Genomic DNA, 24440 nt, shown 5'->3' with positions numbered 1-24440 from the left:
GAAACAGCCGATCAGAAACTACGCGTGACGTTCAGATAAAGCTGCCGTCCCAGAATATCGTAGTTGCTGGAGTTGAAGTAATTCCCGATCCGCGTGAACTGCCCCGCCGATGTCGGGTAAGAGCTGATCCGCGGCGGTTTCGTGTTGAACAAATTGGTCACACCCAGGGTCACCTGCCCCACATCTTCCCAGCGGAACTGGACGGACAGACTGTGTTCCCAATAGGCCTCCGCACGCAGGTCCGTCACCACCTGCCCCAGGAAAGGCGCGACCGCCAGTTCGTCATCGTTCGAATCCTGCGGTCCGACATATTCGAGGCCATAGCGCAGGACGATCTTCTCGGACGGCAGTGTGTAACGAAGGTCGAGAGAGGCGACCCATTTCGGCCCCGCACCCGCACCCTGGACGCCGAGCGTGCCGTTATAATCCTCCGGATCGTCGGTGGCGAATAGCTGGAAGATCTGGTCGATCATCCGCGTTGCCTGCGCATGCGCGACGAACTTGCCGCCGAACAGATCGGTCGCATAGCGCAGATCGAAATCGATGCCGCGCACGCGTTGCTGCGCCACATTGAGATACGGATTATCGAACGCGTCGAGATTGCCGCGCTGCGGATCGCTTGCGGGCAAGCGTGGACTGATCAGCGAGCAATATTGGTTGTTCGGCCCGAAATCGTCGGCTTCGTAGCAGCGTGTCAGCACGAGATTGTTGAGCACGGTCACCTCGTCGCGCACCAGCACGTCGAAATAATCGATCGCTAGCTGGAGATCCGCGACGGTGCGCGGCGCGGTCAGCACAACGCCGCCGCCCCAGGAGCGCGAACGTTCCGCCTTCAACAACCCCGCCCCGCCCTTGGTGGTGACCGTCGGGCCGGACGTCGCGATAAAGTTCACCGCATTGGCGCCCAGGATCGGCGTCAGCGCCGCCAGACAATTCTTGTACACCGTCGACGAAGCATCGAGCGCTCCGAAGCCGGTGCAGGGATCGACATTGCCGCCGTAGAATCCCGTCTGATCCGCGACATATTGCTCGTACAGGTTCGGCGCGCGGAACGAGGTGCCATAGCTGCCACGGAACCGCACCTCCTCGATCGGCGACCAGTTCGCATTGAAGCGATAGGTGGTTTCGGCGCCATATGACCGGTAGTGGGTATAGCGGCCGGACGCTGCCAGTTCGAGGCGGTAGAAGAACGGCGTGTCCCTGAGCAGCGGGATGTTGAGCTCGCCATAGACTTCGTTGACGATGTCGCTGCCGCGCGTGTTGCCTGCGGAGCTGTAATTGTACAGCGTGCCGGCGAGCGCCGCGGCGGATGGCCGATCGTTGATGTAATCATAGCGATGCTCGTAACCGATCGCCGCCCCGACCTTGCCGGCAGGGAGTTCGAATAGGGTGCCGTCGAAATTCAGCGAGAATGTCTTCTGCTTGAACGTCGTATGGCCGACATGATGGGTCCAGAGATAATCGAATACATTGTCCGGGATTTGCCCGTTCAGGAGGATCGACGGGCTGTACAGGTTGAGCGGCACGCAGTTCGCGCCCGCGACCAGCGCGCCGTTCCTGACGTTGGATGCGCAGGTATAGGAATTACCGGCACCGGCCTGCCCCGGCTCGGCGATCGTGATCAGATTGGCCGGCGTTCCGGCCGGCGCGATCACGGTCTGCAGCACATTGTTCAGCCGGGTCACGTCGATCTGCTGCACGCTGTATCGCGCCCGCGTATATGAATATTGGAAATTCGCGTCGTAGCGCCAATCCCCCAGTCCGATATCTCCCCGGATGCCGACATTGCCACGCGCGAAATCGACGCGCTGGGAACTCCGCGTCGTCCTGGTCGGGACGATGAACGGCGTGAAGATATTATAGCCGGCGGCGGCCAGCGAGTTGGGGAAGAATGGGCTGGTCGGATAGCCATAGACCGAGATCGGCGTGCCATAGTAGCTGCCGCCATAGATCTGGTTGTCCGGCGAGAGCCCCCCGCCGCTGAGATTCAGCTGATAAGTATTGTCCTGATAGGATTCGCGACGGGTGAACAACGCTTCGCCATAGATTTCGGCATCCCCCAATATACCCAGTTCGTGCGCGGCGTTGAGATAGCCGGTATAGGTGCGGATCGGCGACAATAGGTGATCGCGCAGCTGCGTCTGGCTCGGGCCGACACGGTCGATGCCGTTGACCGCCGCGATCGTGTTGATGTTGCCGTTGCGATAGGTGAGGCGACTGGCCGGCACGGTGAAGCTCTGCGCGATGCCGTAACCGCTGGCGATCCCCACGCCGCCGCCCGTCGTATAGGGGAAGCATTGCAGTTGCCCCGTATTCGGATCCTTCTGCCCGACTTCAGCCCCCGTGGCCGGGCTGAAATAGAGATCGCGCGGGCAGGCGAATGCCTTGCGATCGCCCACGCGCAGGCCGGTCGTTTCACGATATTCGAATGCGGCGGTGATATGCCCGCGATCGAACACCTTGCCAGCCGTGGCGGACAGGCGATAATTCCGGCCCCCGCCGCCATGCTGGACGGGCTGATTGGTGAAGGCGTCGAGCGTCAGGCCGTCGAACCTCGCATCGGTGATGATGTTCACGACACCGGCGATGGCGTCGGAACCATAGACCGCCGACGCGCCTTCCTTCAGCACCTCGACGCGATCGACGATGGTGCTCGGCAACACGTTCAGATCGGCCGAAACAAGCTGAGGCCCCGCGCCTGCAGGCGCAAGCCGGCGACCGTTGAGCAGCACCAGCGTGCGCGAGGAACTCAACCCGCGAAGGCCAATCGTATTTGCCGCCGGACCGCCTTCGGAAACGAAGCCCAGGAAGGATCCATTGATCTGCGAGGTACCCGAAGTGACCGTCGAACTCTGAATCGCGTCCGCCGTCGATGTCGATCCGGCGAGGATGCGCTCATCGCGCGTGACGACGGCCACCGGCGCCGGCGTATCGAAATTCGAACGGCGGATACGGGAACCGGTGACGACGATGACTTTCTCGTCGCTCGTTTCCTGCTGATCTGTTTGCGGAAGTGATTGAGTCGAGTCCTGCGCAAGAACCGGCTGAGTAACGAGCGCAATTGCGATAGCCGACGCAGTCAGCGAAAGCTGATAAGCACGAAGCATATTTTCCATCCTTCCCAGACAAGGACAGGAAAAGACTAATCCTCCATTGGCCTGCGCCAACAATAAAATGACTCTCCGGGCGAAATCGGAGAGTCATGTTGCTCAATTGCAACAAAACATGTCCCGCACAGCTCTCGCCGTACGGGACATGCAGGGTCCATCATGCATGGATTTCCGCCGCTTGCGGCGGAAACCGGCATCAGTAGCGGTAATGATCCGGCTTGAACGGCCCTTCGACCGGCACGCCGATATAGTCGGCCTGCTTCTTGGTCAGGGTGGTCAGCTTCACGCCCAGCTTTTCAAGATGGAGCATCGCGACCTTTTCGTCGAGATGCTTCGGCAGGACATAGACCTCGTTCTGGTACGCGGTCGAATTGCTCCAAAGTTCGATCTGCGCGAGCACCTGGTTGGTGAAGCTCGACGACATCACGAAGCTGGGATGACCCGTGGCGTTGCCCAGGTTCACCAGGCGGCCCTTGGACAGGATGATGATCTGCTTGCCGTCCGGGAATTCGACCAGGTCGACCTGCGGCTTCACTTCGGTCCACTTGTAGTTGGAGAGCGCCGAAATCTGAATTTCGCTGTCGAAATGGCCGATGTTGCAGACGATCGCCATGTTCTTCATGCCCTTCATGTGATCGGCGGTGATCACATCGGCATTGCCCGTAGCGGTGCAGAAGATGTCGGCGCGGGCTACCGCTTCCTCCATCGTCACGACCTCATAGCCTTCCATCGCAGCCTGCAGCGCGCAGATCGGATCGATCTCGGTCACCAGCACGCGCGCGCCGCCATTGCGCAGCGACGCGGCCGAGCCCTTGCCGACATCGCCGAAGCCGGCGACGCAGGCGACCTTGCCGGCCAGCATCACGTCGGTGCCGCGACGGATCGCGTCGACCAGCGATTCCTTGCAGCCATAGAGATTGTCGAACTTCGACTTGGTGACGCTGTCGTTCACGTTGATCGCGGGGAACGGCAGTTCGCCCTTCTTCGCGATGGCATAGAGGCGATGGACGCCGGTCGTGGTCTCCTCCGAGACGCCCTTGATCGCCTTGACCGTCTCGGTCAGGTAACCGGGCTTCTTCGCGACGAACGCCTTGAGCGCACGCTGGAACTCGACCTCCTCGTCATTCTCGGGCTCGGGCAGGGTCGCGCCGGCTTCGATGCGCGCGCCCCACAGCGCGAACATTGTGGCGTCGCCGCCATCGTCGAGGATCATGTTGCAGGTCTCGTCGCCCCAGTCGAAGATCGAGCCGACATAGTCCCAATATTCGGCCAGGCTCTCGCCCTTGATCGCGAAGACGGGCACGCCCGACGCGGCGATCGCGGCGGCGGCATGATCCTGGGTCGAGAAGATGTTGCAGGTGGCCCAGCGGACATCGGCGCCGAGCGCGGTCAGCGTCTCGATCAGCACGGCGGTCTGGATCGTCATGTGGAGCGAGCCGGTGATGCGGGCGCCCTTGAGCGGCTGAGCGGCGCCATATTCGCTGCGCAGCGCCATCAGGCCGGGCATCTCGGTTTCGGCGATGTTGATTTCGGCGCGACCATAATCGGCGAGCGAGATGTCCTTCACGACATAATCGTTGAAATCGGCAACGGGTGCGGTGGCCACGAAAAATCTCCTGATGGCATGGGATCGCGCACGCGAAAAAGCGGGCGACCGATCGCCGGCCAGATAGCCGCCGCCGCCGCCAAAGGCAAATATAAAGATGTCTTTATATCATGCCTGTCCGCTGATCGGGGACAGCAGGCTGGCATCGACGCCAGCCGAGGCATAGCCGGCATTCCAGCGCTGGCCGGCCGAAAGCTCGAACAGCAGTTCGTCATTCGCGGGCACGGCGAACCAGCCATGCCGCGTCATCTCCTCGTCAAGCTGGCCGGACGACCAGCCGGCATAGCCGAGCGCCGCCACCCAATGGCGCGGCCCCGTACCGGCCGCGATCGCGCGCAGCACGTCGATCGTGCCGGACAGCACCCATCGACCGGCGACATCGACGCTATCCTGCCCACCCCAGTCCGGACTGTGCAGGACGAAGCCGCGCCGGGGCTCGACCGGACCGCCGACATGGATCGGCCGGTCCTCGGACACGCCAGGCTCGATCTCGAACTGTCGCAGGAGATCGTGGAAGCCCAGTCCGTCGACAAGCGAGCCGAGCCCGATGCCCAGCGCGCCATTCTCATCATGAGCGCACATTGCGATCGCCGCCCGTTCGAATCGCGGATCACCGATACCGGGAAGCGCCAGCAGAAGCTGGCCGGAGAGATAGGCTGGCATATCCATGTCGCACTCTATAGAGCGCTCCCGGCGGCCGGCCAATGCGGACGCTCAACGCTCCGCCCGGTTTTCGGAACCCAAATACCAAGGAGAACATGCCATGACGATCAAGCCCGGCGACACGCTTCCCGACGTCAGCTTCACCGTACCCGGCGAGCAGGGCCTTGAGCAGGTCGACACCAACGGCTTCTTCAAGGGCCGCAAGGTCGCGCTGTTCTCGGTGCCCGGCGCCTTCACCCCAACCTGCTCGGCCCGCCACCTACCCAGCTATGTCGAGAAAGCCGAGGAGCTGAAGACCAAGGGCGTGGATGCGATCGCCTGCACCGCGGTCAACGATGCGTTCGTAATGGGCGCGTGGAGCAAGTCCGTCGGCGCCGACGGCACAGTGACGATGCTGGCTGACGGCAATGGCGATTTCGCCAAGGCGGTGGGCCTGGAAATGGACGGCACCAAGTTCGGCCTTGGCCATCGCGGCCAGCGTTTCTCGATGATCGTCAATGACGGCGTCGTCGAGGAACTGAACGTCGAAGCCCCCGGCGAATATCGGGTGAGCTCGGCGGAGCATATGCTCGGCCAACTCTGACCGGCGAATGTTTCTGCCGCGCGCGGACAACAATCCGGCGCGCGGCAGGGACATTTTTACAGCTCCCGTGCGTTCGCGACGTGCAATTCCAGATGGGAGACACGTCATGGCGACAATCGAAAGCGGCACGATCGACACTTCGGCGACCAGCAGCGCCGCCCCCAGCCATTCGCAATTCGATGCGGCCCTGGAAAAAGGCCGCGAATATCTCGACAGCGCGGTAAATGCGGCGCGCGAGAACCCGTGGACCGCAGCTGCGGTCGGCGCGGGCGTGGTCGCGACGGCGGCCGCCACCGCCTATGGCGTGACCAAGCTCAGCCAGCGCGGCAATGGCAGCGCGCCGGCTTCGGCGAAATCGAATAAATAACCTGTGGATGCCGGGGGTTTCGCCCCCGGTGCCCTATGAGGCGCCGAGTATGGCCTGGAACGCGCGGATCGCAGAGGCTTCGCCCTCGGCCGCATTCCAGACCGCGCCGCTGACTGCCAGGAAATCGGCGCCGGCTGCGATCAGTGGCGGCGCGTTGGCCGGTGTGATGCCGCCGATCGCAACGCAGGGCAGTTCGAACACCGTTGTCCACCAGCTCAGGATCGATGGATCGGGGCGATGCCGCGTTTCCTTGGTTTCGGTTGGATAGAAGGCACCGAAAGCGACATAATCAGCCCCCGCATCGCCTGCATCCATCGCCAGATGCCGACTGTCGTGGCAGGTCACGCCGATCTGAACCGAGGGGCCAAGTTCGGCGCGCGCGTCGCGTGCGTCACCATCGCCCTGCCCCAGATGAACGCCGTCGGCCCCCAGCCTCTTGGCGAGGCTGACGCTGTCATTGACGATGAAGGCGACCTCACGGTCGCCGCAGATGCGCTGAAGCGGCTCGGCAAGGCGGGCAGCCGCATGCTGATCGACATTCTTCACGCGGAACTGGAAAGCCGCGACCGGCCCGGCATCCAGCGCGCGTGCAAGCCGCTCCGCAAAGTCGCCGCCGACGTCGAGCGGCGAGATCAGATAGAGCTGGCAGGCAGGTCGGCGCGTATCGCGCTCGAAACGGTCAGCGAAACCAGGATCGAGCGGGCCGAGCAGATCGTCATTTTCATCCATGATTCCGCCCTATCGCGCCAGAGCGCTTTGCGGAAGCCGTATCGCGTTCAGCCATCCGGCAACGCCTCAATCATATGGCGGCAACCTCTTGCCCTTGAGCTCGACCACCATGTCTTCTGCGATCGCGGCTGAATCAGCGTCCCCAAGAGCCCGCAATTCGGAGATACGCTGTTTCAACTTCGTCTTTCGCTCGCGCGTGGCTGCTGCAGAGATCATCGCATATTCCCGAACCGCCTTCACCCACAGCGCGTCGTCGGCCGGCACATCTTCCGCATCTCGCGAGAAGCTGCTGCGATACGGCCTCAATACGCCCCGTTCGTCACGCTTCAGAAACAGGACGAGCTTCATACCACGTGCGAAGATGTAGCGGACACATCCGCCCATCATCGCATCGGGATTGGGTGTGCGAAGTTCACGGGGATCGCTGTATCGGGCGCGCATTCTGCTACCATCGTCGAGCAGGGCGCCCATGATCTCCACCGTTTCCGGAAGAGCATCGCCCTTGATCAGTGTCGTTGGCCTGGCAATCACGGTCCCGTCCCAACTGCCCTTCCCCGGACGCTCGCTCTCGACGGCGGCAACAACAATAACTTCCGCAACGGCCGCAAGTTCGAGATTGGTGGGGACACGATATCCAGGCGCCATCGAGCAGGCGATAGCCGGAACCGCGTTCGCTGCCGCCATCGCGGCGAGGGCAAGGCGTATTCGCTTCATGGCTCTCATCTATTCCGCGCGGACGACACACGGAAGCAGGATGATGTTCAGCCACCGCTCATGCCCATGTCGCCACACAGGCCCTATGAAGAAACTGGCCCGTCTGTCCGCCCTGTCCTTGCTGGCCGTCTGCGCGACGAGCGCATCGCCACGCCCCCATGAAGGCCCGGCACGGATCGGCCAGCGGGTGTATGTCGACGGCATCACGGTTCGCCCCGATCGCGTGATCGAGGACAGCCGCTGCCCCGCAAATGCCGATTGCATATGGGCGGGGCGCGTGGTGCTGCGCGCAACGGTGACCGGCGGCCGATGGAAGCGCACGCTCGACCTGATCCCCGGCAAGCCCGTGCAGCTCGCGGATGGCGCGCTGACACTCGTCTCGGTCGCGCCCGACAAGATGATCGGCCGGATCAAACCGCGCGATTATCGTTTCCGCTTCAGATTCGACGGTGGATTCTAGAGCGGCCTGCGCGAAATATGAATCGCGCACCCCGCTCTAGATGCCCGCTCTAGATGTTTGTGATCGCATCGTTTTTACGGAAAACCGGTTCCCACTTTTCCGCACGATGCTCTAAGGACTAGCCGTCTATCCCGACGCCACCGACCGGGCGGGTTTCCACGAAGTTTTCGAAGCTTGCGATCAGCGGACGCCCTTTGGCGATCGAGTCCTGCACCGCAGGCAGTTTCAGCGAGTCCGCATGATGCTGTCTGGTCCGCCAGACCTCGCTGATCCAGATGCCATCCTCGTCCTTCGCGTCCTCGGCGACGATATAGGTGATACAGCCGGGCATGTCGGAAGTGCCCTGGGTCAGCAGCGCGATGAGATCGGCGCGCTTTCCCGGCTGCGCCTTCATCTTGCCGATCAGGCCGTAAAGCGCTTCCTCCATCGCACCGCCCTCCTTCGCGATTGCGGCGCCACCGAGCATCGCCAGCGCAATGCCGGCGAGCACGGGGCGCCGCGTGATCGTCATCTCAGGCTGCGACGAGCGATTTTTCAGTCGAGGCGCGGTGAATCTCGTCGATCGCGCCGCCCAGCGAACCGTTGAATTCGTCGTCGCTCATCTGGTGGCGAAGATCCTCGAGCAGCGCGCGGCTGAAGCTCGCGATCATGCCGCGATTCCTGGCGAGTTCGGCGCACGCCTCGGGACGTGCGAAGCCGCCCGACAGCGCCACGACGCGCAGCACGCGCGGATGATCGACCAGTGCGTCGAACAAGCCCGCCTTGGCCGGGATCGACAGCTTGAGCATCACCTTGTCGTCGCCCGGCATCGCGTCCAGCGCCTTCAGAAGCTCTTCGAGCAGGATCTGGTCCGCGTCGGCGCGCTCGGGGCTCTTGATGTTGATTTCGGGCTCAAGCATCGGCACCAGCCCGGCGGCGAGCACCTGCTGGCCCACTTCGAACTGCTGCGCCACGATCGCCGCAATCCCCTCGCGGTTGGCGAGGTTGATCACCGAGCGTTCCTTGGTGCCGAACACGCCCAGCGCCTTTGCACGCGCCAGCAGCGCATCTAGCTCGGGCATCGGCTTCATGAGCTGGACACCATTCTGTTCGTCCTCAAGGCCCTTGTCGATCTTGATGAACGGCACCACGCCGCGCTCGATCAGCGCCTGGGGCGTCGGCTTGCCGTCGACCTGGCCGTCCATCGTCCGTTCGAACAGGATCGCGCCCAGCACCTTCTCGCCACTGAAGCAGGGCGAGGTGATGATGCGGCTGCGCATCGCATGGATCAGGCCGAACATCTCCTCGTCGTTCGACCATGCACCCTCTTCGACACCATAACCCTTCAGGGCCTTGGGGGTCGATCCGCCGCTCTGGTCGAGCGCGGCGATGAAGCCCTGCCCCTCTGCGATCCGGGCGGTCATTTCGGAGGTCTGCATGAATTCTCCCTTAGCGAGCAAATGAGTCTGACGCGGCTGATAGCCGCGCGAATCGGCATGGGCAACGATGGCGCGACGAGCGGGCGCGCCGGCACGGGCATTCGTCGTAGCGGCGAACGCCTGAAGAGAGTCTCAACGCGGCGAAAGCGCCGCGACGCCCGGCAGCACCTTGCCTTCCATCCATTCGAGGAAAGCGCCGCCTGCGGTCGAGACAAAGGTGAAATCGCCGGCAACGCCGGCATGGTTGAGCGCCGCCACGGTGTCACCGCCGCCCGCCACCGACACCAAAGATCCTTCCTTGGTGAGCGCTGCGGCGGTGCGCGCGAGCGCGACGGTCGCGGCATCGAAGGGCGGCGTTTCAAAGGCGCCCATCGGGCCGTTCCACACCAGGGTCCGGCAGGTCTTGAGCACGTCCGCCAGCGCCTCGGCCGCAGCAGGGCCGACGTCAAGGATCATCTCGTCAGCCGCGACCTCGTGGACATTGACGGTGCGCGTCGGCGGATTGGGCGCGAATTGCGTCGCGACAACGACGTCATAGGGCAGATGGACGGTGCAGTTCGCCTTGTCCGCCGCGTCGAGGATTTCCTCCGCCGTGCCGGTCAGGTCGTGCTCGCACAGCGACTTGCCGACATCGACGCCGCGCGCGGCCAGGAAGGTGTTGGCCATGCCGCCGCCGATGATCAGATGATCGACCTTGGCGACCAGATGGCGCAGCACGTCGAGCTTGGTCGAAACCTTTGCGCCGCCGACGACGGCCGCCACAGGATGCTCGGGATTGCCCAGCGCCTGTTCGAGCGCGGCGAGTTCGGCTTCCATCTGGCGGCCGGCGAATGCGGGCAAGGCGCGCGCCAAGCCCTCCGTCGACGCATGGGCGCGGTGCGCCGCGGAAAACGCGTCGTTGACGTAGAAATCGCCGAGCGCGGCCATGCCCGCGACCAGCGCCGGATCGTTCTTTTCCTCGCCGGCATGGAAGCGCGTATTTTCCAGGATCGCGATCTCGCCCGGATTCATGCCCGCCACGGCGGACTGCGCGATCTCGCCCTGGCAATCCGGGATGAAGCGCACTTCGCGACCGAGCACTCCGGAATAAGTGCGCGTCAACAGCGCCAGCGACATGGTCGGGTGGATCTGCCCCTTGGGGCGGCCGAAATGCGCCAGGATCAGCACGATCGCGCCGCGATCCGCCAGTTCGGTCACCGTGGGCAAGGTCGCGCGCATCCGGGTGTCGTCGGTCACACGGCCATCAGCCACGGGCACGTTCAGATCCTCGCGCACCAGCACGCGCTTGCCGGTCAGGTCGCCCATCTCGTCCATCGTGCGATACGCCGCCATCATGTGTCTCCGATCTCAATTTCAATAGGGTCGCCCACCCGGATATCTCCAGGCGCGATCACCCGTGCCAGCGCACCACCACGCCAATGCGGGGTCAATGCCGTTTTCAATCCAGGGGAAATCTCGTCCATGCGGCTGCACGGATCGCATTCCTGCGTGATCAGCAGCTTCAGGTCCGCACCGATCCGCACGACCGCGCCTTCGGTCTCGAACAGATCGATGCCATCGACCAGCAGATTGGCGCGCCGCGCCCACCAGTCGATCTCGACGCCAAGCTCGGCAGTGGCAGCCGTCCAGTCGTCCTTGCGGATCAGCGAAACCTGCCGCCGTCCCTTGCCGCCGGGCTTGACGATCCCACGGAAATCGCCGTCCAGGCCGCCTTCCATCGAGACGCGGAGATGATCCACCGTCTCGATCGGTCCGCGCGGCCGCCCGTGGCGCGCAATGCCCAGCAGGCGGCCGCCGGTCATCCTCAGATCAGCGCCGCCATCGCGGTGGCGGTATCGACCATGCGGTTGGAGAAGCCCCATTCATTGTCGTACCAGGAGACGACACGAACCAGCTTGCCCTCGATCACGGCGGTTTCGAGGCTGTCGACCGTCGAGCTTGCGGGATTGTGGTTGAGGTCGATCGAAACCAGCGGCTCGTCGGTGAAGGCGAGAATGCCCTTGAGCGGGCCACTTTCCGACGCCGCCTTCAGGATCGCGTTGACCTCGTCACGCGTGGTGTCGCGGCCCGGCGTGAAGGTCAGATCGACCAGCGAGACGTTGGGCGTGGGCACGCGGACCGAAGACCCGTCCAGCTTGCCCTTCAGTTCGGGCAGAACCTCGCCCACCGCGCGCGCGGCGCCGGTGGTCGTCGGGATCATCGACATCGCCGCCGCACGCGCACGGCGCGGATCGCTGTGGATCTGGTCGAGGATCTTCTGATCGTTGGTATAGGCGTGGATCGTCGTCATCAGACCACGCTCGATGCCGATCGAATCGTTGAGCACCTTGGCGACGGGCGCCAGGCAGTTGGTGGTGCACGACGCGTTCGAGACGATGGTATGCTCGGCTGTCAGCTTGTCGTTGTTGACGCCATAGACGACGGTCAGGTCGACGCCCTTGGCGGGCGCCGAGATCAGCACGCGCTTGGCGCCGGCATCGAGATGCTTCTGCGCGCTCTCACGATCGGTGAAGAAGCCGGTGCATTCCAGCGCGATATCGACGCCCAGATCGGCGTGCGGCAGGTTCGCGGGATCACGCTCGGCAGTCACGCGGATGCGCTTGCCGTCGACGACGATATCGTTGCCGTCGACCTCGACGGTGCCCGGATAAGGGCCATGGACCGAATCGCGCTTGAACAACTGCGCATTCGACTTGGCGTCCGCCAGGTCGTTGATCGCAACCAGTTCCAGCTCGCTGCCGCCACGCTCCAGGATCGCGCGTGCCACCAGGCGTCCGATGCGTCCGAAACCGTTGATCGCAACCTTGACTGCCATGTCATACTCCTCGTTGAAGACCGGCCAGCCGCAAAGGGCCGGCGAGCGTCATGCCCGGTCGTTGAGCGCCGCCAGGATCTGCGGCGTAATCTTGGGCGCGGTCAGCCCGAAATGGTCGTACAGCACCTCGGCGGGCGCGGAGGCGCCATAACCCTCCATGCCGAAGCGCAGCCCGTCAATTCCCGTGTAGCGTTCCCACCCCATGGTGGAACCCGCCTCGATCGAGACGCGCAACACGCCATCGGGCAGCACATCGCGGCGATAATCGGCCGGCTGCGCGTCGAAACGAGACCAGCACGGCATCGAGACGACGTCGGCGCCGATGCCTTCGGCTTCGAGCGCCGTGCGGACGGCGACCGCGATCTCGACCTCCGAGCCGCTGGCGATCAGCACAACGCGGCGCTCTGCCTCGGCCGCGACGAGACGATAGGCGCCCTTCGCGCTATAATTCTCGCGCGCGTCGGTGCGGAGCTGCGGCAGGTTCTGACGAGTCAGCGCCAGCAGCGACGGACCATCAGCCTTCTCGAGCGACAGCGCCCAGCATTCCGCGGTCTCGACGACGTCGCACGGACGATAGACATCAAGATTGGGAATCAGCCGCAGCGACATGACATGCTCGACCGGCTGGTGGGTCGGACCGTCCTCACCCAGGCCAATCGAATCATGCGTCATCACATAGACGACGCGGATCTGCTGGAGCGCGGAGAGGCGAATCGCCGGACGGCAATAATCGGAAAAGACCAGGAAGGTACCGCCATAGGGAATGACGCCGCCATGGAGCGCCATGCCGTTCATCGCTGCGGCCATGCCGAACTCGCGAATGCCGTAATAGACATAGCGGCCCGAATAATCGTCGCGCGTCAGCGGACCGGTCGTCTTGGTCTTGGTGTTGTTGGATCCGGTGAGATCTGCTGAACCGCCCACCGTCTCCGGCACCACGGCGTTGATCGCCTCCAGCGCCATTTCGGACGCCTTGCGCGTCGCGACGGTCTTGGGATCGGCGATCAGGCCGTCGATATAGCTCTTGATCCCGGCGCCGTCGGGCAAGATGCCCGCCATGCGGCGCTCGAACTCGGCGCGGTCGGCATGGCCGGCCAGCCGGCCTTCCCAGGCGGCGCGCACCTCGGCGCCACGAATACCGGCCTTCAGCCATTCATCGCGAATGTCCTGGGGCACGTCGAAGGGCGGCCATTGCCAGCCCAGCGCCTCACGCGTGGCCGCGACCTCGTCGGCGCCGAGCGGGCTGCCGTGCGTCGCCGACGTGCCCTGCTTGTTGGGCGCGCCCTTGCCGATGATCGTGCGGCAACGCACGAGCGACGGGCGTGAATCGGCAAGCGCTTCATCGAAGGCGCGCGCGATATCATCCATGTCGTGCCCATCGCACGAAACCGTGTGCCAGCCCGACGCATCGTAGCGCGCCTGAACATCTTCGCTCGACGACAGGCTCACCGCGCCGTCGATGGTGATGCGGTTATCGTCCCACAGCACGATCAGGCGACCAAGGCCCAAATGGCCGGCCAGACCGACCGCTTCATGGTTGATGCCTTCCATCAGGCAGCCGTCGCCCGCAATCACCCAAGTGTGGTGATCGACCAGGTCGCCGCCGAAACCGGTATTGAGGTGCCGTTCAGCCAGCGCCATGCCGACGGCGGTCGCGAGCCCCTGGCCGAGCGGACCGGTGGTCGTCTCGATCCCGGCGAGCTCGAAATTCTCGGGATGGCCGGCGCACGGGCTGCCGAGCTGGCGGAAATTGCGGATATCGTCGAGCGTCGGGCGCGCATAGCCGGTCAGGTGCAGCAGCGAATAGGCCAGCATCGAGCCATGCCCCGCCGACAGCACGAACCGGTCGCGGTCCGCCCATTTGGGCGCCTGCGGATCGAACTTCAGATAGCGGGTGAACAGCACCGTCGCGACGTCCGCCATGCCCATCGGCATGCCGGGGTGCCCGGAATTCGCCGCCTGCACGGCATCCATCGACAGCGCCCGGATGGCGTTGGCGAGATCGCGAGGCGAGACAGTCATGATTTTCCCCGATGGGACCGGATGAGGTCGGTGGCGCGGGCGCCGAGTCGCGCCGCGCGGTTCCTTTGTCCGCTGCGCGCCGGGGCGTCAACCTGCGTGGGGCTGGCGCCTGTCATGTTTCTGCCACACTTGCCCCGCCGCGCAGCCGTGGTATTTCACACGGAATGTCAGAAGACCGGCTTATCCTCGCAATAGGACGGATGGAACGGGCGCTGGCGCGGGTCGAGGCGGCTGCCGTCAATCCCGTGGCGCCCGCCGTTGAAGCGAATGGCGTGGACGAGAGCGTCCATCGTTCGTTGCAGGAGAGGCACGACCGGCTGAAGACGCGCGTGGAAGCCGCGATCACCGCACTCGACGGAATCATCGCGAAAGGCTGAGGGATGGCCGAGGTATCGATCCAGATCGGAGGGCGCGACTACTCCGTGCATTGCCGCGACGGCGGGGAGGATCATCTCCGCCGCATCGCGGGCCTTGTCGACGCGAAGGCGCAGGACGCGGAACGCGCGGTCGGCGGCGTGAACGAAACGCGGCAATTGCTGTTCGCGGCGCTGCTGCTGGCCGACGAGCTGAACGAACGCAAGACTGCGGCGCCGGCCCCGGTGGCGGCACCGCCGCCCCCTCCGGCTCCTGCCGCCGAGCCCGCGAAACCCGCCGCCTATCAGCCCGATTTCGCGCCGATCATCGAAAAGCTCGCCGCCCGGCTCGAAAGTCTGGCGGAAAGGCTTGAGGGTGGCCACGCCAATCCCTAGATTGGGACATGGCGGGCACTGCCCGGTACGAGCCTTCGAACATCCCTGAGGCTATTCATCATCCATGGGGGCTGTCCCTGAGCAGATCCAGGTCTGTCTTATATGGTCCCCACCTGACGTATCGGGCGTCAGAGGATATTCCGGCATACGGCCATGGTGGTCCCGCCAACCGCCCTACCCCATATGATCGATAAGAAAGCGATTCGCGCCGAGCTGCGGCGACGCCGCGACGCCCATGTGGCGGCGCTGAACGACGCGGCCTGCCAACGCGCGGCGCAAGCGGTCGCGACCAGGCTGGAGGCTGAGATCCGCCGGGCGCGCTGCGTGGCCGGCTATTTCGCGCTGGGCAGCGAATTTCCGATCCATGCCGCATTGGCGCGCGCCGCATCGCTCGGCGTCGCCACCGCGCTTCCCATCGTCACCGCGCGTGATGCCGCGATGCATTTCGCGCCGTGGCGGCCCGGCGATGCGCTCAAGGCCGGCTGGGCCGGACTGGCGCAGCCGGACAGCGAAACGGCAGTAACGCCCGACCTGATTCTCGCTCCGCTCGTCGGATTCGACCGCGAGCTGCGCCGAATCGGCCAAGGGGCGGGCTTTTACGATCGCTATTTCGCCGATTCGCCAGGCGCCCGCCGAATCGGCATCGCCTGGGCATGCCAGGAAATGGATGCAATCCCCGCCGATCCATGGGATGTGCCGCTCCACGCGATCGTCACCGAAAATGAATGGATTGGACCGAAGTCATGACGCCAAGCTGGCGCAAGCCCGTGGGAATGCTGCTGATCCTGTTGATCGTCGGGCTATGGTGCGTGATCGCGGTGACATTGGTTGAGGCGGCCGCCCTGCCCGTCTGGGTGCAGGGAATCGCATTCGTGGTCATGGGCCTTGCCTGGCTTTGGATCTTCCCGATGCGACGGATGCTGCGCTGGATGGAACTCGGGCGCTGGCGGGACTGAACGGGCCGGACCGATTCGACGAATCATCTCCGTCCATCGACCATTCACGGAGCGGCCGCAGCGACGCGTAAGGGCGTCCCCAAAAGGGGATGATCTCTATTTCCGAATGCTTCTGGAGGGGCGGCCGATCCGATCGATCGACCTGCTCTTCCGCGCCGAAAATGGCGCGAGTGACGGGGCTCGAACCCGCGACCTCCGGCGTGACAGGCCGGCGCTCTAACCAACTGAGCTACACCCGCTTGCGCGGTGAGGCGTGGCAACTAGGCGAGGCTTGGGGGACTGTCAAGCGCCTCAATCAGAGGTTTTTTGATAAGGCTCCTGAACCTCGTCATCGGCGTGCGTCAGCGTGCCTTCCTCGAACAGGAAACCGGCGATATCCGGGCGCCCGGCAGCCGCCATCACCGTCTTGACGATGATCAACAAAGGTACGGCGAGCAGCGCGCCGGGCGTGCCCCACACCCATCCCCAGAAGCTGAGCGAGATCAGAATCAGCAGCGGATTGATCGTCAGCCGCCGCCCGACGACCATAGGCGTCACGACATTGGCCTCCACCATATGGAACACGACCTGGATGAATGCAGGCAGCAGCGCCCACCACAAATCCGAAAAGGTCATCAGCCCACCCATGGCCAGCAGCAGCGCGGCGAGAATCGGGCCGAGATAGGGAATGTAATTGAGGATCGCGACGATGCCGCCCCACATCAGCGGAGACGGCATGCCGATCAGATAGAGCGCCGCCGCGACGCACAGACCCAGCACCAGATTGATCGCGGTGATCGTGCCCAGATAGGCCGAGGTCGCATCGACGAGATTCTGGATGACGCGCGCGGTCGCCAGCGCGCCGTCGAAACTGCCGCGGCTGGTGATCGTCTGCTCGCGCAGGCGCGTCCAGCCAGCGAGGAAGAAATAGATCAGCAGCAGCGCGAAGAACATCTGGATCAGCGCATAAGGCGCCGAGGTCGCGACCAGATCGAGCAAGGAGCGCGGCGCCGTCACCGCCACCGTCTGCGCCGCCGCCACCGGACCGCTGGCAAGCATCGCGATGCTGTCGTCGATGAAGCGCTGCAGATTCGCGTAGAAATCGATCACCGGGGCCAGATTGGCCTGGATCAGGCCGATACGCTCCGGCAGCACGCGGAACCACTCCGCCGCCGGCACAACGATCGAGACAAGCACGAGATTCGCGGCGACCAGGAACAGCAGCACGCAGAGCAAAGCCGCCAGCGACGACGGCAGGCCGCGCCGCTGCAGCCATTCGAGCCCCGGCACCATCGCGATCGCGATCACCAGGGACGCGGTGACGGGCAGGAAGAACTCCGCGCCCGCACGCAACGCGAAAGGCAGGCCCAGCAGCAGGCCGATACCGGCGATCAGCGTCAGCGCGGCAAGCAGCCTGTCGCGATGCCAGTCGACGCGATGGACATGGCCATGCGACGCATCAACATCCCCATTTTTGGGGTTCTTCCCGCCATTCTCCATACGTTGAAACCTAGTCCCGCCTTGCGATGCTGTCATCAGCGAACTCGGCGCGACAACAGGGTTAATCCTTTGTTTTCCATTTTCTGCGATCCCGTCTGCGGGGTTCGCCCCACGGGGGATTTCGAAGTCTGACCGGACAGCCTCGGGCACACGGCCCGCCGCATCCGCACGCGCGCCGTCCACCGGGAAAATTTCGTCCGACGGAGACCGCATGAAGACGCCTTTTCTGTTTGCCCTTGGCCTGATTGTTCCCGGCACCGCGCTGGCGGCCGATCCGCTGGCGCTCACGAGCATGGTGTTCGTGGAAAAGACGTCGGCAACCGGCCAGGGCCGCAACCGCATCGTGCTCGAACAGCCCGGCCGCATGGCTTCGGGCGACCGCCTGGTCTTCATGCTCAATTATCGCAGCGCCGGTTCACGCTCGGTGGGCGATTTCGTCGTCACCAATCCGATGCCGGCGGCCGTCGCCTATCAAGGAACGTCGGATCCCGGCGCGGTCGTTTCGATCGACGGCGGCCGGAGTTGGGGCCAACTCGACCGACTGAAAGTGACCGAGCGCGACGGCACCGTCCGCAACGCCAGGCCCGAGGACGTCACCCATGTCCGGTGGACGCTCAATCCCGCTGCCGGCCCGGCCGGACGACTGATGTTCCGTGGGGTAGTTCGGTAAGGGTACGACGGGAGAATTCAGAAACCCGTTCGGGCTGAGCTTGTCGAAGCCCTTGCCCTTCTGTTTCGGCGCCCAAGCCAGGACAGCGGCTTAGACAAGCTCAGCCCGAACGGATTTGAAACGCGGATCTATTTCTTCAGATCGCGCGCGATCGCGGCCCTGGTGGCCTTGCCATAGGGCGGCTTGATCCCGGCAAGCTTCGCGACATCGATCTTCGGCTGGCGATAGACGCTCTTGGCATGGCTGAAGGTGCGGAAACCGTCCTGGCCATGGTAGCTGCCCATGCCCGAGGGGCCAACGCCGCCAAAGGGCAGGTCCTCCATCGAGACGTGGAAGATCACGTCGTTGACGGTCGCCCCGCCCGATATGGTGCGATCGAGCACCATGCGTTCCTCGGCGGCGTCCCTGCCGAAATAATAAAGCCCCAGCGGCCTATCGTGCGCGTTGACATAGTCGATCGCCTCTCCGACCGCGCGATAGGTCTTCACCGGCAGGATCGGCCCGAAAATCTCCTCCTGCATTACCGTCATCTCGTCGCTGACGTTGCGCACGATATGGAGCGGCATCTTCTGCCCGTTCGACGACGCGAAATCCTCGCCCGCCGGATTGACCTCGATCACCTCCGCCCCCTTGGCGCGAGCATCGTCGAGATGCGCCTTCAGCCGGGTCACATGCCGGCCGTTCACCACCGATGTATAGTCCGGATTGGCGAGCAGCGTGGGATAGAGGGCCGACGCGGCGGCCTTGACGCCCTCCACCATCGCCGCCTCATTCTCCTCCGGCACGAGCAGATAATCCGGCGCCAGGCAGATCTGTCCGGCATTGAGCATCTTACCCAGCGCGATGCGTTCGGATGCTTGCGCAATATTCGCGCCGCGCCCGATGATGGTTGGCGATTTGCCACCCAGTTCGAGCGTGACGGGCGTCAGATTGTCGGCGGCGGCATGAAGGATGTGTCGGCCGATCGCGGTCGCGCCGGTGAAGATCAGGTGATCGAAGGGAAGCGCGGAGAAGGCCTTGCCTACCTCCGGCCCGCCCGAGAAAAAGGCGAGTTCGGTCGCGTCGAAATAGCGCGGCGCGATCTCCTCCAGCAGCGCGGCGACCCCCGGCGTATATTCGGATGATTTCACCATCACCCGATTGCCCGCGGCAAAGGCGCCGCCGATCGGCCCCATCGTCAGTTGCACCGGGAAATTCCAGGGCGAGATCACGCCGACGACGCCCTTGGGCTGATATTCGACATGCGCGCGTGCGCCGAGCAGGCCCAGCGGGAAATCCAGCTTGCGCCGTTCTGGCCGTGCCCAGCGGTCGACATGGGCGATCGCATGTTTGAGCGCGCGGATCGACGCGACGATATCGGTGATCTGTGATTGCTCGCGGCTGCGATGCCCGAAATCGTCGGAGAGCGCGTCGCAGAGCGCATCGCTGTTGTCGACGAGCAACGCGACGCAGCGCTTCAGCCGATCCTTGCGGATCGCGATCGGCACCGGAAGTTCGGCCATGAACGCCGCGCGTTGCGCATCCAGAACAGCCTGCATCGCCCACTCCCGTTTCAATTTGGAACTGAGACTGGCGTGGATCGGCCGACTTGTCGACTCCCGATCAGAGTGCCGGCGCGCGCCCCTGCCATAACAGCCAGAGCGGCCAGGCTGCGACCGCGAGCATCGCGCCGAAGGCGATGCGCGTCGTCGCCCGCAATCCGCCCCGCCGGGCGCCCTGGCCGAGCGCTGTCGCAAGGCCGGCGAGAGAGGCGAGCAGCAATATGAAGGGCAGCGCCTGCCAGCCCAGCCATGCGCCGATGCCCGCGAGCAGCTTCGGATCGCCCCCGCCCAATCCTTCACGACCGCGCAACTTACGGTAGCTCCAGCCGACCAATGACAGGCCCAGATAGCCGGCGGCCGCACCGATGATCCGGCCATGGAGGTGATCGGGCTGGATCAGCGCCGCGACGATCAGGCCGATCGCCATCAGCGGCAAGGTCAGCCGGTCGGGAAGCCAGAAATGCTCGACATCGAGCACCGCGAGCGCGAGCAGCATCCAGCCGAAGATCGCGCCCGACAGGCCGATCAGGTCCGGCGAGACGAAGAACGCCGTGGCACCGATCAGCGCGGCGGCGATCTCGATCGCGACCAGCCGCCCGTCGATCCGCGCACCACATCCCCGGCATCGGCCGCGCTGGATGAGGAAGCTGAGCAACGGCACCAGTTCCGCGGCACCGAGCACGCGTCCGCACGCTTCGCAGGCGGAGCGGCCGCCCGTGGTCTCGCCACGCGGCCAGCGCGTGACGAGCACGGCGATGAAGCTGCCGAAGATCGCGCCGAGCGCGAAGCCGGCAAGCGGCAGCCATTCGGTCGGCATAACCTTAGCGCGTCGCCCCAAGGGGATCGGCCTGCACCTACCCGCCCGCCTGTGCGACGATCCGTTCCGCCTGCTTCAGATGCGGCCGATCGATCATCTTGCCGTCGAGCGACAGGGCGCCGGCATCGGGATTCTCGGCGAAGGCCGCGATCACCGCGCGGGCATGCGCCACGTCCGCCTCACTGGGCGTGAAAGCATCGTTGATCACCGGAATCTGCGTCGGGTGGATCGCCATCATGCCAGTGAAGCCGTCACGCCGCGCGCGCGCCGCATAGGCCGCCAGCCCTTCCAGATCGCGGAAAGCGGGATAGACGGTCTCGATTGGAGCGACGCCGGCTGCGGCCGCGCCGAACAGCGTGAGCGAGCGTGCAAGCTGATAGGGCGGCGTATAGCTGCCATCCTCCTCACGCGAGGTCGATGCGCCGATCGCGGCGGGCAGATCCTCAGCCCCCCAGGTGAGACCGGCAAGCCGCGTCGTGACACCGCCATAAGTGCCCATCTGGAAGATGGCGGCAGCCGTCTCGCTGGCGATCGGCAGGATGCTACATCCTTCCGCACCCGCCCAGTCGAGCTTCGAATCAAGCTCCTTGAGCGACGCCGCGCCCTCCGCCTTGGGCAGCATGATGCCGTCCGGTTTGCCGGGCAGCACGGCGGCGAGATCGTCATCGGCCATCCCCGAATCGAGCGGATTGATCCGCACGAACAAAGGCACGGTCCGCTCGCGATCGAGAAAGGCGCGGATGGCCGCGCGCGCTTCGTCCTTACGCGTCGCCGCCACCGCATCTTCCAGATCGAGGATCAATGCGTCGGCGCCTAGGCCAAGCGCCTTCTCCATGCGCTCCGGTCGGTCGCCGGGCACGAACAGCAGCGAACGGAGCCTCATGCCGGCTTCTTCCGCAGCAGCGCGGCACGCAGGCAGCGGCAGACGACCTCATCGCGCTGGTTGATGAGTTCGTGCAGGAAGGTGACGATGCCGGCATCGCCGTGAGAGCGGCTGCCACGGACTTCCTCGACCAGAGAGGTCGCGCGCATCGTGTCGCCGATAAAGACCGGCTTGGGCATCGTCACCTTGTCATAGCCGAGATTGGCGACGAGCGTGCCGAGTGTGGTGTCGCCCACCGACAGGCCGACCATCAGCGCGAAGGTGAAGGTGCCGTTGACGAGGATCTGGCCGAACGGGCTGGCCTTGGCGGCCTCCACGTCCAGGTGCAGCGGCTGCGGATTGTGCGTCATCGTCGAGAACAGCAGGTTGTCGGTCTCGGTGACGGTGCGGCGGATCTCATGCTCGATCCGATCGCCCACCAACCATTCGTCGAAATATCGTCCGGCCATTGCTGTCAGTCCTTAGCGTTACGGCGCGTCCGTAGAAGCGGCGCGCGTAGGGTTCAACCGTCAGTCGAGAGTCAATTTGAAGCCGTAATGGCTCCTCTCCCATCCCAGTCGCTCATAGAAGCGGTGCGCGTCCGGCCGGTTCCGCATCGATGTGAGCTGGACCATGCCGCAACCGCGCGCCCGGCAGCGCTCGACCGCCCATGCGATCATCACGCTGCCCAATCCCTGCCCCCGCAAGGCGGTGGCGATGCGCACCGCCTCGATCTGGCCGCGCCAGCGCCCGCGATAGGAGAGGCCGGGCAGATAGCTGAGCTGCATCGTCCCGATCACCTGATCGTCGCGCTCGGCGGCGATCAGCTCCTGATTGGGCAGCGACGCGATCGCATCGAAGGCGGCGAGATAGCCGGGATCGAGCGGCAGCCGCGCATCCTCTCGCAAGGCGCCGTTCCGATCGTCAGCCAGCAGAGCCACGATCGCGGGCAGATCATCCCGAACCGCTTCCCGGATCAGAAGCGCCCCGGCCATGGTTATTCCGCCTTGTCGATCCGGACGAGCAACGCACCTTCAGATACCTGCCCGCCCGTCTCGGCATTGAGCTCGGCGACGGTGCCGTCGAAGGGCGCAGTCAGCGAATGCTCCATCTTCATCGCTTCGAGCGTGACGAGCTTCTGGCCCTTGGCCACCGCATCGCCCGCCGCGACATCGATGGCGATGATCCGACCGGGCATCGGCGAAAGGATCGCGCCGTCCGATGCCCCTGCCCCGCCCGCGGAACCGCGCGGTTCATAGCGGCGAAAAAGATAGGTCTTGCCCTGCATCGGATGGATCGCGACGCCGCCGATCACATCGGTGAAGACGGGATCATAACCAGGGCCCGCCCCGAATTCGACCAGCGCGCCCGATTCATCGGCTAGCCTCAGCCGCGTATCGGCCGCGCGGTTCAACCTGAAGCCGGAGCGCCGCGTCCAGACCGACGTGCCTTCCGCCGGGAACAGGGCTTCGGCTGCACTGTTCAAAACGCCATCGTTCGGCGGATCGATCGCCGTCAACCGCTCGAGATTGTCGCCGATATAACCCGTCTGCACATTTCCGGAGAGAAACGCGTCTTCGCGCAGCAGCTTGACCAGAAACGCCGCATTGGTGCGGACGGGCCAGACCGAAAGATTGAGCAGTTCGTCGGCGACGCCTTCGGCCGCTTCCTCGCGCGTCTGCCCATGAAAGATGATCTTGGCGATCATCGGATCGTAGAACGGACTGATCTCGTCCCCCTCGATCACGCCGGTGTCGATGCGTGCGCCCGAATGAAAGGCATCGAGCGAGAAGCGCGTCAGCGGGCCGGTCGACGGCAGGAAGCCGGTCGCCGGATCTTCCGCATAGAGCCGCGCTTCCATCGCCCAGCCGTCGATCGACAGTTCGTCCTGGCGTTTCGGCAGCGGCTCGCCGCTGGCGACACGAAGCTGCCACTCGACCAGGTCCTGGCCGGTGATCTCCTCGGTCACGGGATGCTCGACCTGAAGCCGGGTGTTCATCTCCATGAACCAGATGCGGTCGGCGCGCAGCCCTTCGCTGGCGTCGGCGATGAACTCGATCGTGCCGGCGCCGACATAATCGACCGCCTTGGCGGCGCGCACCGCGGCGGCGCAGATCGCCTCGCGCGTGGCTTCGTCCATGCCCGGCGCCGGCGCTTCCTCGATCACCTTCTGGTGGCGGCGCTGAAGCGAACAGTCGCGCTCGAACAGGTGGACGACGTCGCCATGGGTGTCGCCGAACACCTGCACCTCGATATGGCGCGGGCTCAGGATATATTTCTCGATCAGCACGCGATCGTCGCCGAAGGACGAGGCCGCCTCACGCTGGCACGACTGCAGCGCATCGGCGAAGTCGGCCGCCGCGTCCACGCGCCGCATGCCCTTGCCACCACCGCCGGCGACCGCCTTGATCAGCACGGGATAGCCGATCGCATCGGCCTCCGCCTTCAGGCGATCGGGGTCCTGATCCTCGCCAAGATAACCGGGCGTGACAGGCACGCCGGCCGCGATCATCCGTTCCTTGGCCGCATCCTTCAGCCCCATCGCGACGATGCTCGACGGCTTGGGGCCGACCCAGACCAGACCGGCATCGATCACCGACTGCGCGAAGCCCGCATTTTCCGACAGAAAACCATAGCCGGGATGGATCGCCTCGGCGCCGGTCGCCTTGGCGGCGGCGATGATCTTCTCGCCGATCAGATATGATTCGCGCGCGGCCGAGGGGCCGATATGCACGGCCTCGTCCGCCTCGCGAACGTGCAGCGCCTTGGCGTCGGCGTCCGAATAGACCGCGACGGTGCGGATGCCGAGGCGGCGCGCGGTGCGGATGATGCGGCATGCGATCTCGCCGCGATTGGCGATGAGCAGGGATTGGATCACG

General features: G+C 64.6%; 26 protein-coding genes and 1 tRNA gene. 8 read left to right on the top strand and 19 right to left on the bottom strand.

Translation table 11 applies throughout. The features are described 5' to 3' along the window. Positions 1-11: 11 nt before the first annotated feature. The 3 genes from ACODTA_RS12180 to ACODTA_RS12170 form a co-directional block, all read right to left on the bottom strand. Entirely contained in the window at positions 12-3107 is a 3096-nt protein-coding gene (locus tag ACODTA_RS12180) for a TonB-dependent receptor domain-containing protein (RefSeq protein ID WP_489066169.1), read from the bottom strand. Between the two features lie 199 nt (positions 3108-3306). Then, positions 3307-4716, bottom strand: coding sequence for an adenosylhomocysteinase (gene ahcY / locus ACODTA_RS12175; RefSeq protein WP_489066168.1), 1410 nt, complete (start codon positions 4714-4716; stop codon positions 3307-3309). 108 nt (positions 4717-4824) lie between these two features. After that, complete coding sequence (locus ACODTA_RS12170; protein ID WP_489066167.1) at positions 4825-5385, bottom strand: YqgE/AlgH family protein; 561 nt, start codon at positions 5383-5385, stop codon at positions 4825-4827. Positions 5386-5479: 94 nt separating this feature from the next. On the opposite strand from ACODTA_RS12170, the gene ACODTA_RS12165 reads away from it, so the two are divergent. Next, positions 5480-5962 (top strand): peroxiredoxin, encoded by a 483-nt coding sequence (locus ACODTA_RS12165; RefSeq protein WP_489066166.1) that lies wholly within the window; start codon positions 5480-5482, stop codon positions 5960-5962. A 106-nt stretch (positions 5963-6068) separates the two neighbouring features. Continuing rightward, positions 6069-6329 (top strand): hypothetical protein, encoded by a 261-nt coding sequence (locus ACODTA_RS12160; protein WP_489066165.1) that lies wholly within the window; start codon positions 6069-6071, stop codon positions 6327-6329. Between the two features lie 33 nt (positions 6330-6362). On the opposite strand, the gene thiE is transcribed toward ACODTA_RS12160, so the two are convergent. Next, complete coding sequence (gene thiE, locus ACODTA_RS12155) at positions 6363-7058, bottom strand: thiamine phosphate synthase (protein ID WP_489066164.1); 696 nt, start codon at positions 7056-7058, stop codon at positions 6363-6365. A gap of 66 nt (positions 7059-7124) precedes the next feature. Next, positions 7125-7772: a hypothetical protein gene (locus ACODTA_RS12150; RefSeq protein WP_489066163.1), complete on the bottom strand. Its 648-nt coding sequence runs from the start codon at positions 7770-7772 to the stop codon at positions 7125-7127. Positions 7773-7857: 85 nt separating this feature from the next. Here ACODTA_RS12150 and ACODTA_RS12145 point away from each other — a divergent pair, with 85 nt between their 5' ends. Then, complete coding sequence (locus tag ACODTA_RS12145; protein WP_489066162.1) at positions 7858-8232, top strand: hypothetical protein; 375 nt, start codon at positions 7858-7860, stop codon at positions 8230-8232. Positions 8233-8350: 118 nt separating this feature from the next. Here the strand turns inward: ACODTA_RS12145 and ACODTA_RS12140 are convergent, their stop codons facing one another. The 6 genes from ACODTA_RS12140 to tkt form a co-directional block, all read right to left on the bottom strand. After that, positions 8351-8743 carry a putative quinol monooxygenase gene (locus ACODTA_RS12140; protein WP_489066161.1) on the bottom strand — a complete coding sequence of 131 codons (393 nt, stop codon included), beginning with the start codon at positions 8741-8743 and terminating at the stop codon, positions 8351-8353. A gap of 1 nt (position 8744) precedes the next feature. Then, positions 8745-9650, bottom strand: a complete 906-nt coding sequence (locus tag ACODTA_RS12135; protein WP_489066160.1) for a fructose bisphosphate aldolase — start codon at positions 9648-9650, stop codon at positions 8745-8747. A 132-nt stretch (positions 9651-9782) separates the two neighbouring features. Next, positions 9783-10982 carry a phosphoglycerate kinase gene (locus tag ACODTA_RS12130; RefSeq protein ID WP_489066159.1) on the bottom strand — a complete coding sequence of 400 codons (1200 nt, stop codon included), beginning with the start codon at positions 10980-10982 and terminating at the stop codon, positions 9783-9785. Next, positions 10982-11452: an MOSC domain-containing protein gene (locus ACODTA_RS12125; protein WP_489066158.1), complete on the bottom strand. Its 471-nt coding sequence runs from the start codon at positions 11450-11452 to the stop codon at positions 10982-10984. Before ACODTA_RS12125 ends, ACODTA_RS12130 begins: the two co-directional genes overlap by 1 nt. A 2-nt stretch (positions 11453-11454) precedes the next feature. Next, on the bottom strand, positions 11455-12465 hold the full coding sequence (gene gap / locus ACODTA_RS12120; protein WP_489066157.1) for a type I glyceraldehyde-3-phosphate dehydrogenase: 1011 nt from the start codon (positions 12463-12465) through the stop codon (positions 11455-11457). A 48-nt stretch (positions 12466-12513) separates the two neighbouring features. Further along, complete coding sequence (gene tkt / locus ACODTA_RS12115) at positions 12514-14487, bottom strand: transketolase (RefSeq protein WP_489066156.1); 1974 nt, start codon at positions 14485-14487, stop codon at positions 12514-12516. A 200-nt stretch (positions 14488-14687) separates the two neighbouring features. Between tkt and ACODTA_RS12110 the strand changes: the two genes are divergently transcribed. The 4 genes from ACODTA_RS12110 to ACODTA_RS12095 all read left to right on the top strand — a co-directional run bounded on the left by ACODTA_RS12110 (position 14688) and on the right by ACODTA_RS12095 (position 16192). After that, a complete protein-coding gene (locus ACODTA_RS12110) occupies positions 14688-14864 on the top strand; it encodes a hypothetical protein (protein ID WP_489066155.1) in 177 nt (58 codons plus the stop codon). A 3-nt stretch (positions 14865-14867) separates the two neighbouring features. Further along, positions 14868-15236 (top strand): cell division protein ZapA, encoded by a 369-nt coding sequence (locus tag ACODTA_RS12105; RefSeq protein ID WP_489066154.1) that lies wholly within the window; start codon positions 14868-14870, stop codon positions 15234-15236. A gap of 183 nt (positions 15237-15419) precedes the next feature. After that, the gene (locus ACODTA_RS12100) at positions 15420-15983 is read left to right on the top strand and encodes a 5-formyltetrahydrofolate cyclo-ligase (protein ID WP_489066153.1); all 564 of its coding nucleotides are present in this window, start codon (positions 15420-15422) and stop codon (positions 15981-15983) included. Next, positions 15962-16192 carry a DUF2842 domain-containing protein gene (locus ACODTA_RS12095; protein ID WP_489066152.1) on the top strand — a complete coding sequence of 77 codons (231 nt, stop codon included), beginning with the start codon at positions 15962-15964 and terminating at the stop codon, positions 16190-16192. The genes ACODTA_RS12100 and ACODTA_RS12095 overlap by 22 nt, the downstream gene beginning before the upstream one ends. Before the next feature lie 162 nt (positions 16193-16354). Here ACODTA_RS12095 and ACODTA_RS12090 read toward each other — a convergent pair. Further along, positions 16355-16431: transfer RNA gene (locus ACODTA_RS12090), tRNA-Asp, on the bottom strand. Between the two features lie 52 nt (positions 16432-16483). After that, on the bottom strand, positions 16484-17671 hold the full coding sequence (locus ACODTA_RS12085; RefSeq protein WP_489066151.1) for an AI-2E family transporter: 1188 nt from the start codon (positions 17669-17671) through the stop codon (positions 16484-16486). Positions 17672-17882: 211 nt separating this feature from the next. Between ACODTA_RS12085 and ACODTA_RS12080 the strand changes: the two genes are divergently transcribed. Then, positions 17883-18341 carry a hypothetical protein gene (locus tag ACODTA_RS12080; RefSeq protein ID WP_489066150.1) on the top strand — a complete coding sequence of 153 codons (459 nt, stop codon included), beginning with the start codon at positions 17883-17885 and terminating at the stop codon, positions 18339-18341. A 128-nt stretch (positions 18342-18469) separates the two neighbouring features. On the opposite strand, the gene ACODTA_RS12075 is transcribed toward ACODTA_RS12080, so the two are convergent. From ACODTA_RS12075 to ACODTA_RS12050, 6 genes are all read right to left on the bottom strand, one after another. Continuing rightward, positions 18470-19879, bottom strand: a complete 1410-nt coding sequence (locus ACODTA_RS12075) for a coniferyl aldehyde dehydrogenase (protein ID WP_489066149.1) — start codon at positions 19877-19879, stop codon at positions 18470-18472. Between the two features lie 64 nt (positions 19880-19943). Continuing rightward, positions 19944-20699: a prepilin peptidase gene (locus tag ACODTA_RS12070; protein WP_489066148.1), complete on the bottom strand. Its 756-nt coding sequence runs from the start codon at positions 20697-20699 to the stop codon at positions 19944-19946. Positions 20700-20736: 37 nt separating this feature from the next. Further along, the gene (locus ACODTA_RS12065) at positions 20737-21582 is read right to left on the bottom strand and encodes an HpcH/HpaI aldolase/citrate lyase family protein (protein WP_489066147.1); all 846 of its coding nucleotides are present in this window, start codon (positions 21580-21582) and stop codon (positions 20737-20739) included. After that, positions 21579-22031: a MaoC family dehydratase gene (locus ACODTA_RS12060; RefSeq protein ID WP_489066146.1), complete on the bottom strand. Its 453-nt coding sequence runs from the start codon at positions 22029-22031 to the stop codon at positions 21579-21581. Before ACODTA_RS12060 ends, ACODTA_RS12065 begins: the two co-directional genes overlap by 4 nt. A gap of 60 nt (positions 22032-22091) precedes the next feature. Further along, a complete protein-coding gene (locus ACODTA_RS12055) occupies positions 22092-22556 on the bottom strand; it encodes a GNAT family N-acetyltransferase (protein ID WP_489066145.1) in 465 nt (154 codons plus the stop codon). 2 nt (positions 22557-22558) lie between these two features. Then, on the bottom strand, positions 22559-24439 hold the full coding sequence (locus tag ACODTA_RS12050) for an acetyl/propionyl/methylcrotonyl-CoA carboxylase subunit alpha (protein ID WP_489066144.1): 1881 nt from the start codon (positions 24437-24439) through the stop codon (positions 22559-22561). Between the last annotated feature and the right edge of the window lies 1 nt (position 24440).

This window comes from Sphingomonas sp. FG14 (assembly GCF_057809675.1).
Note: the sequence above shows the minus strand (reverse complement) of the source record. Positions and strands in the feature narration are given on the sequence as shown.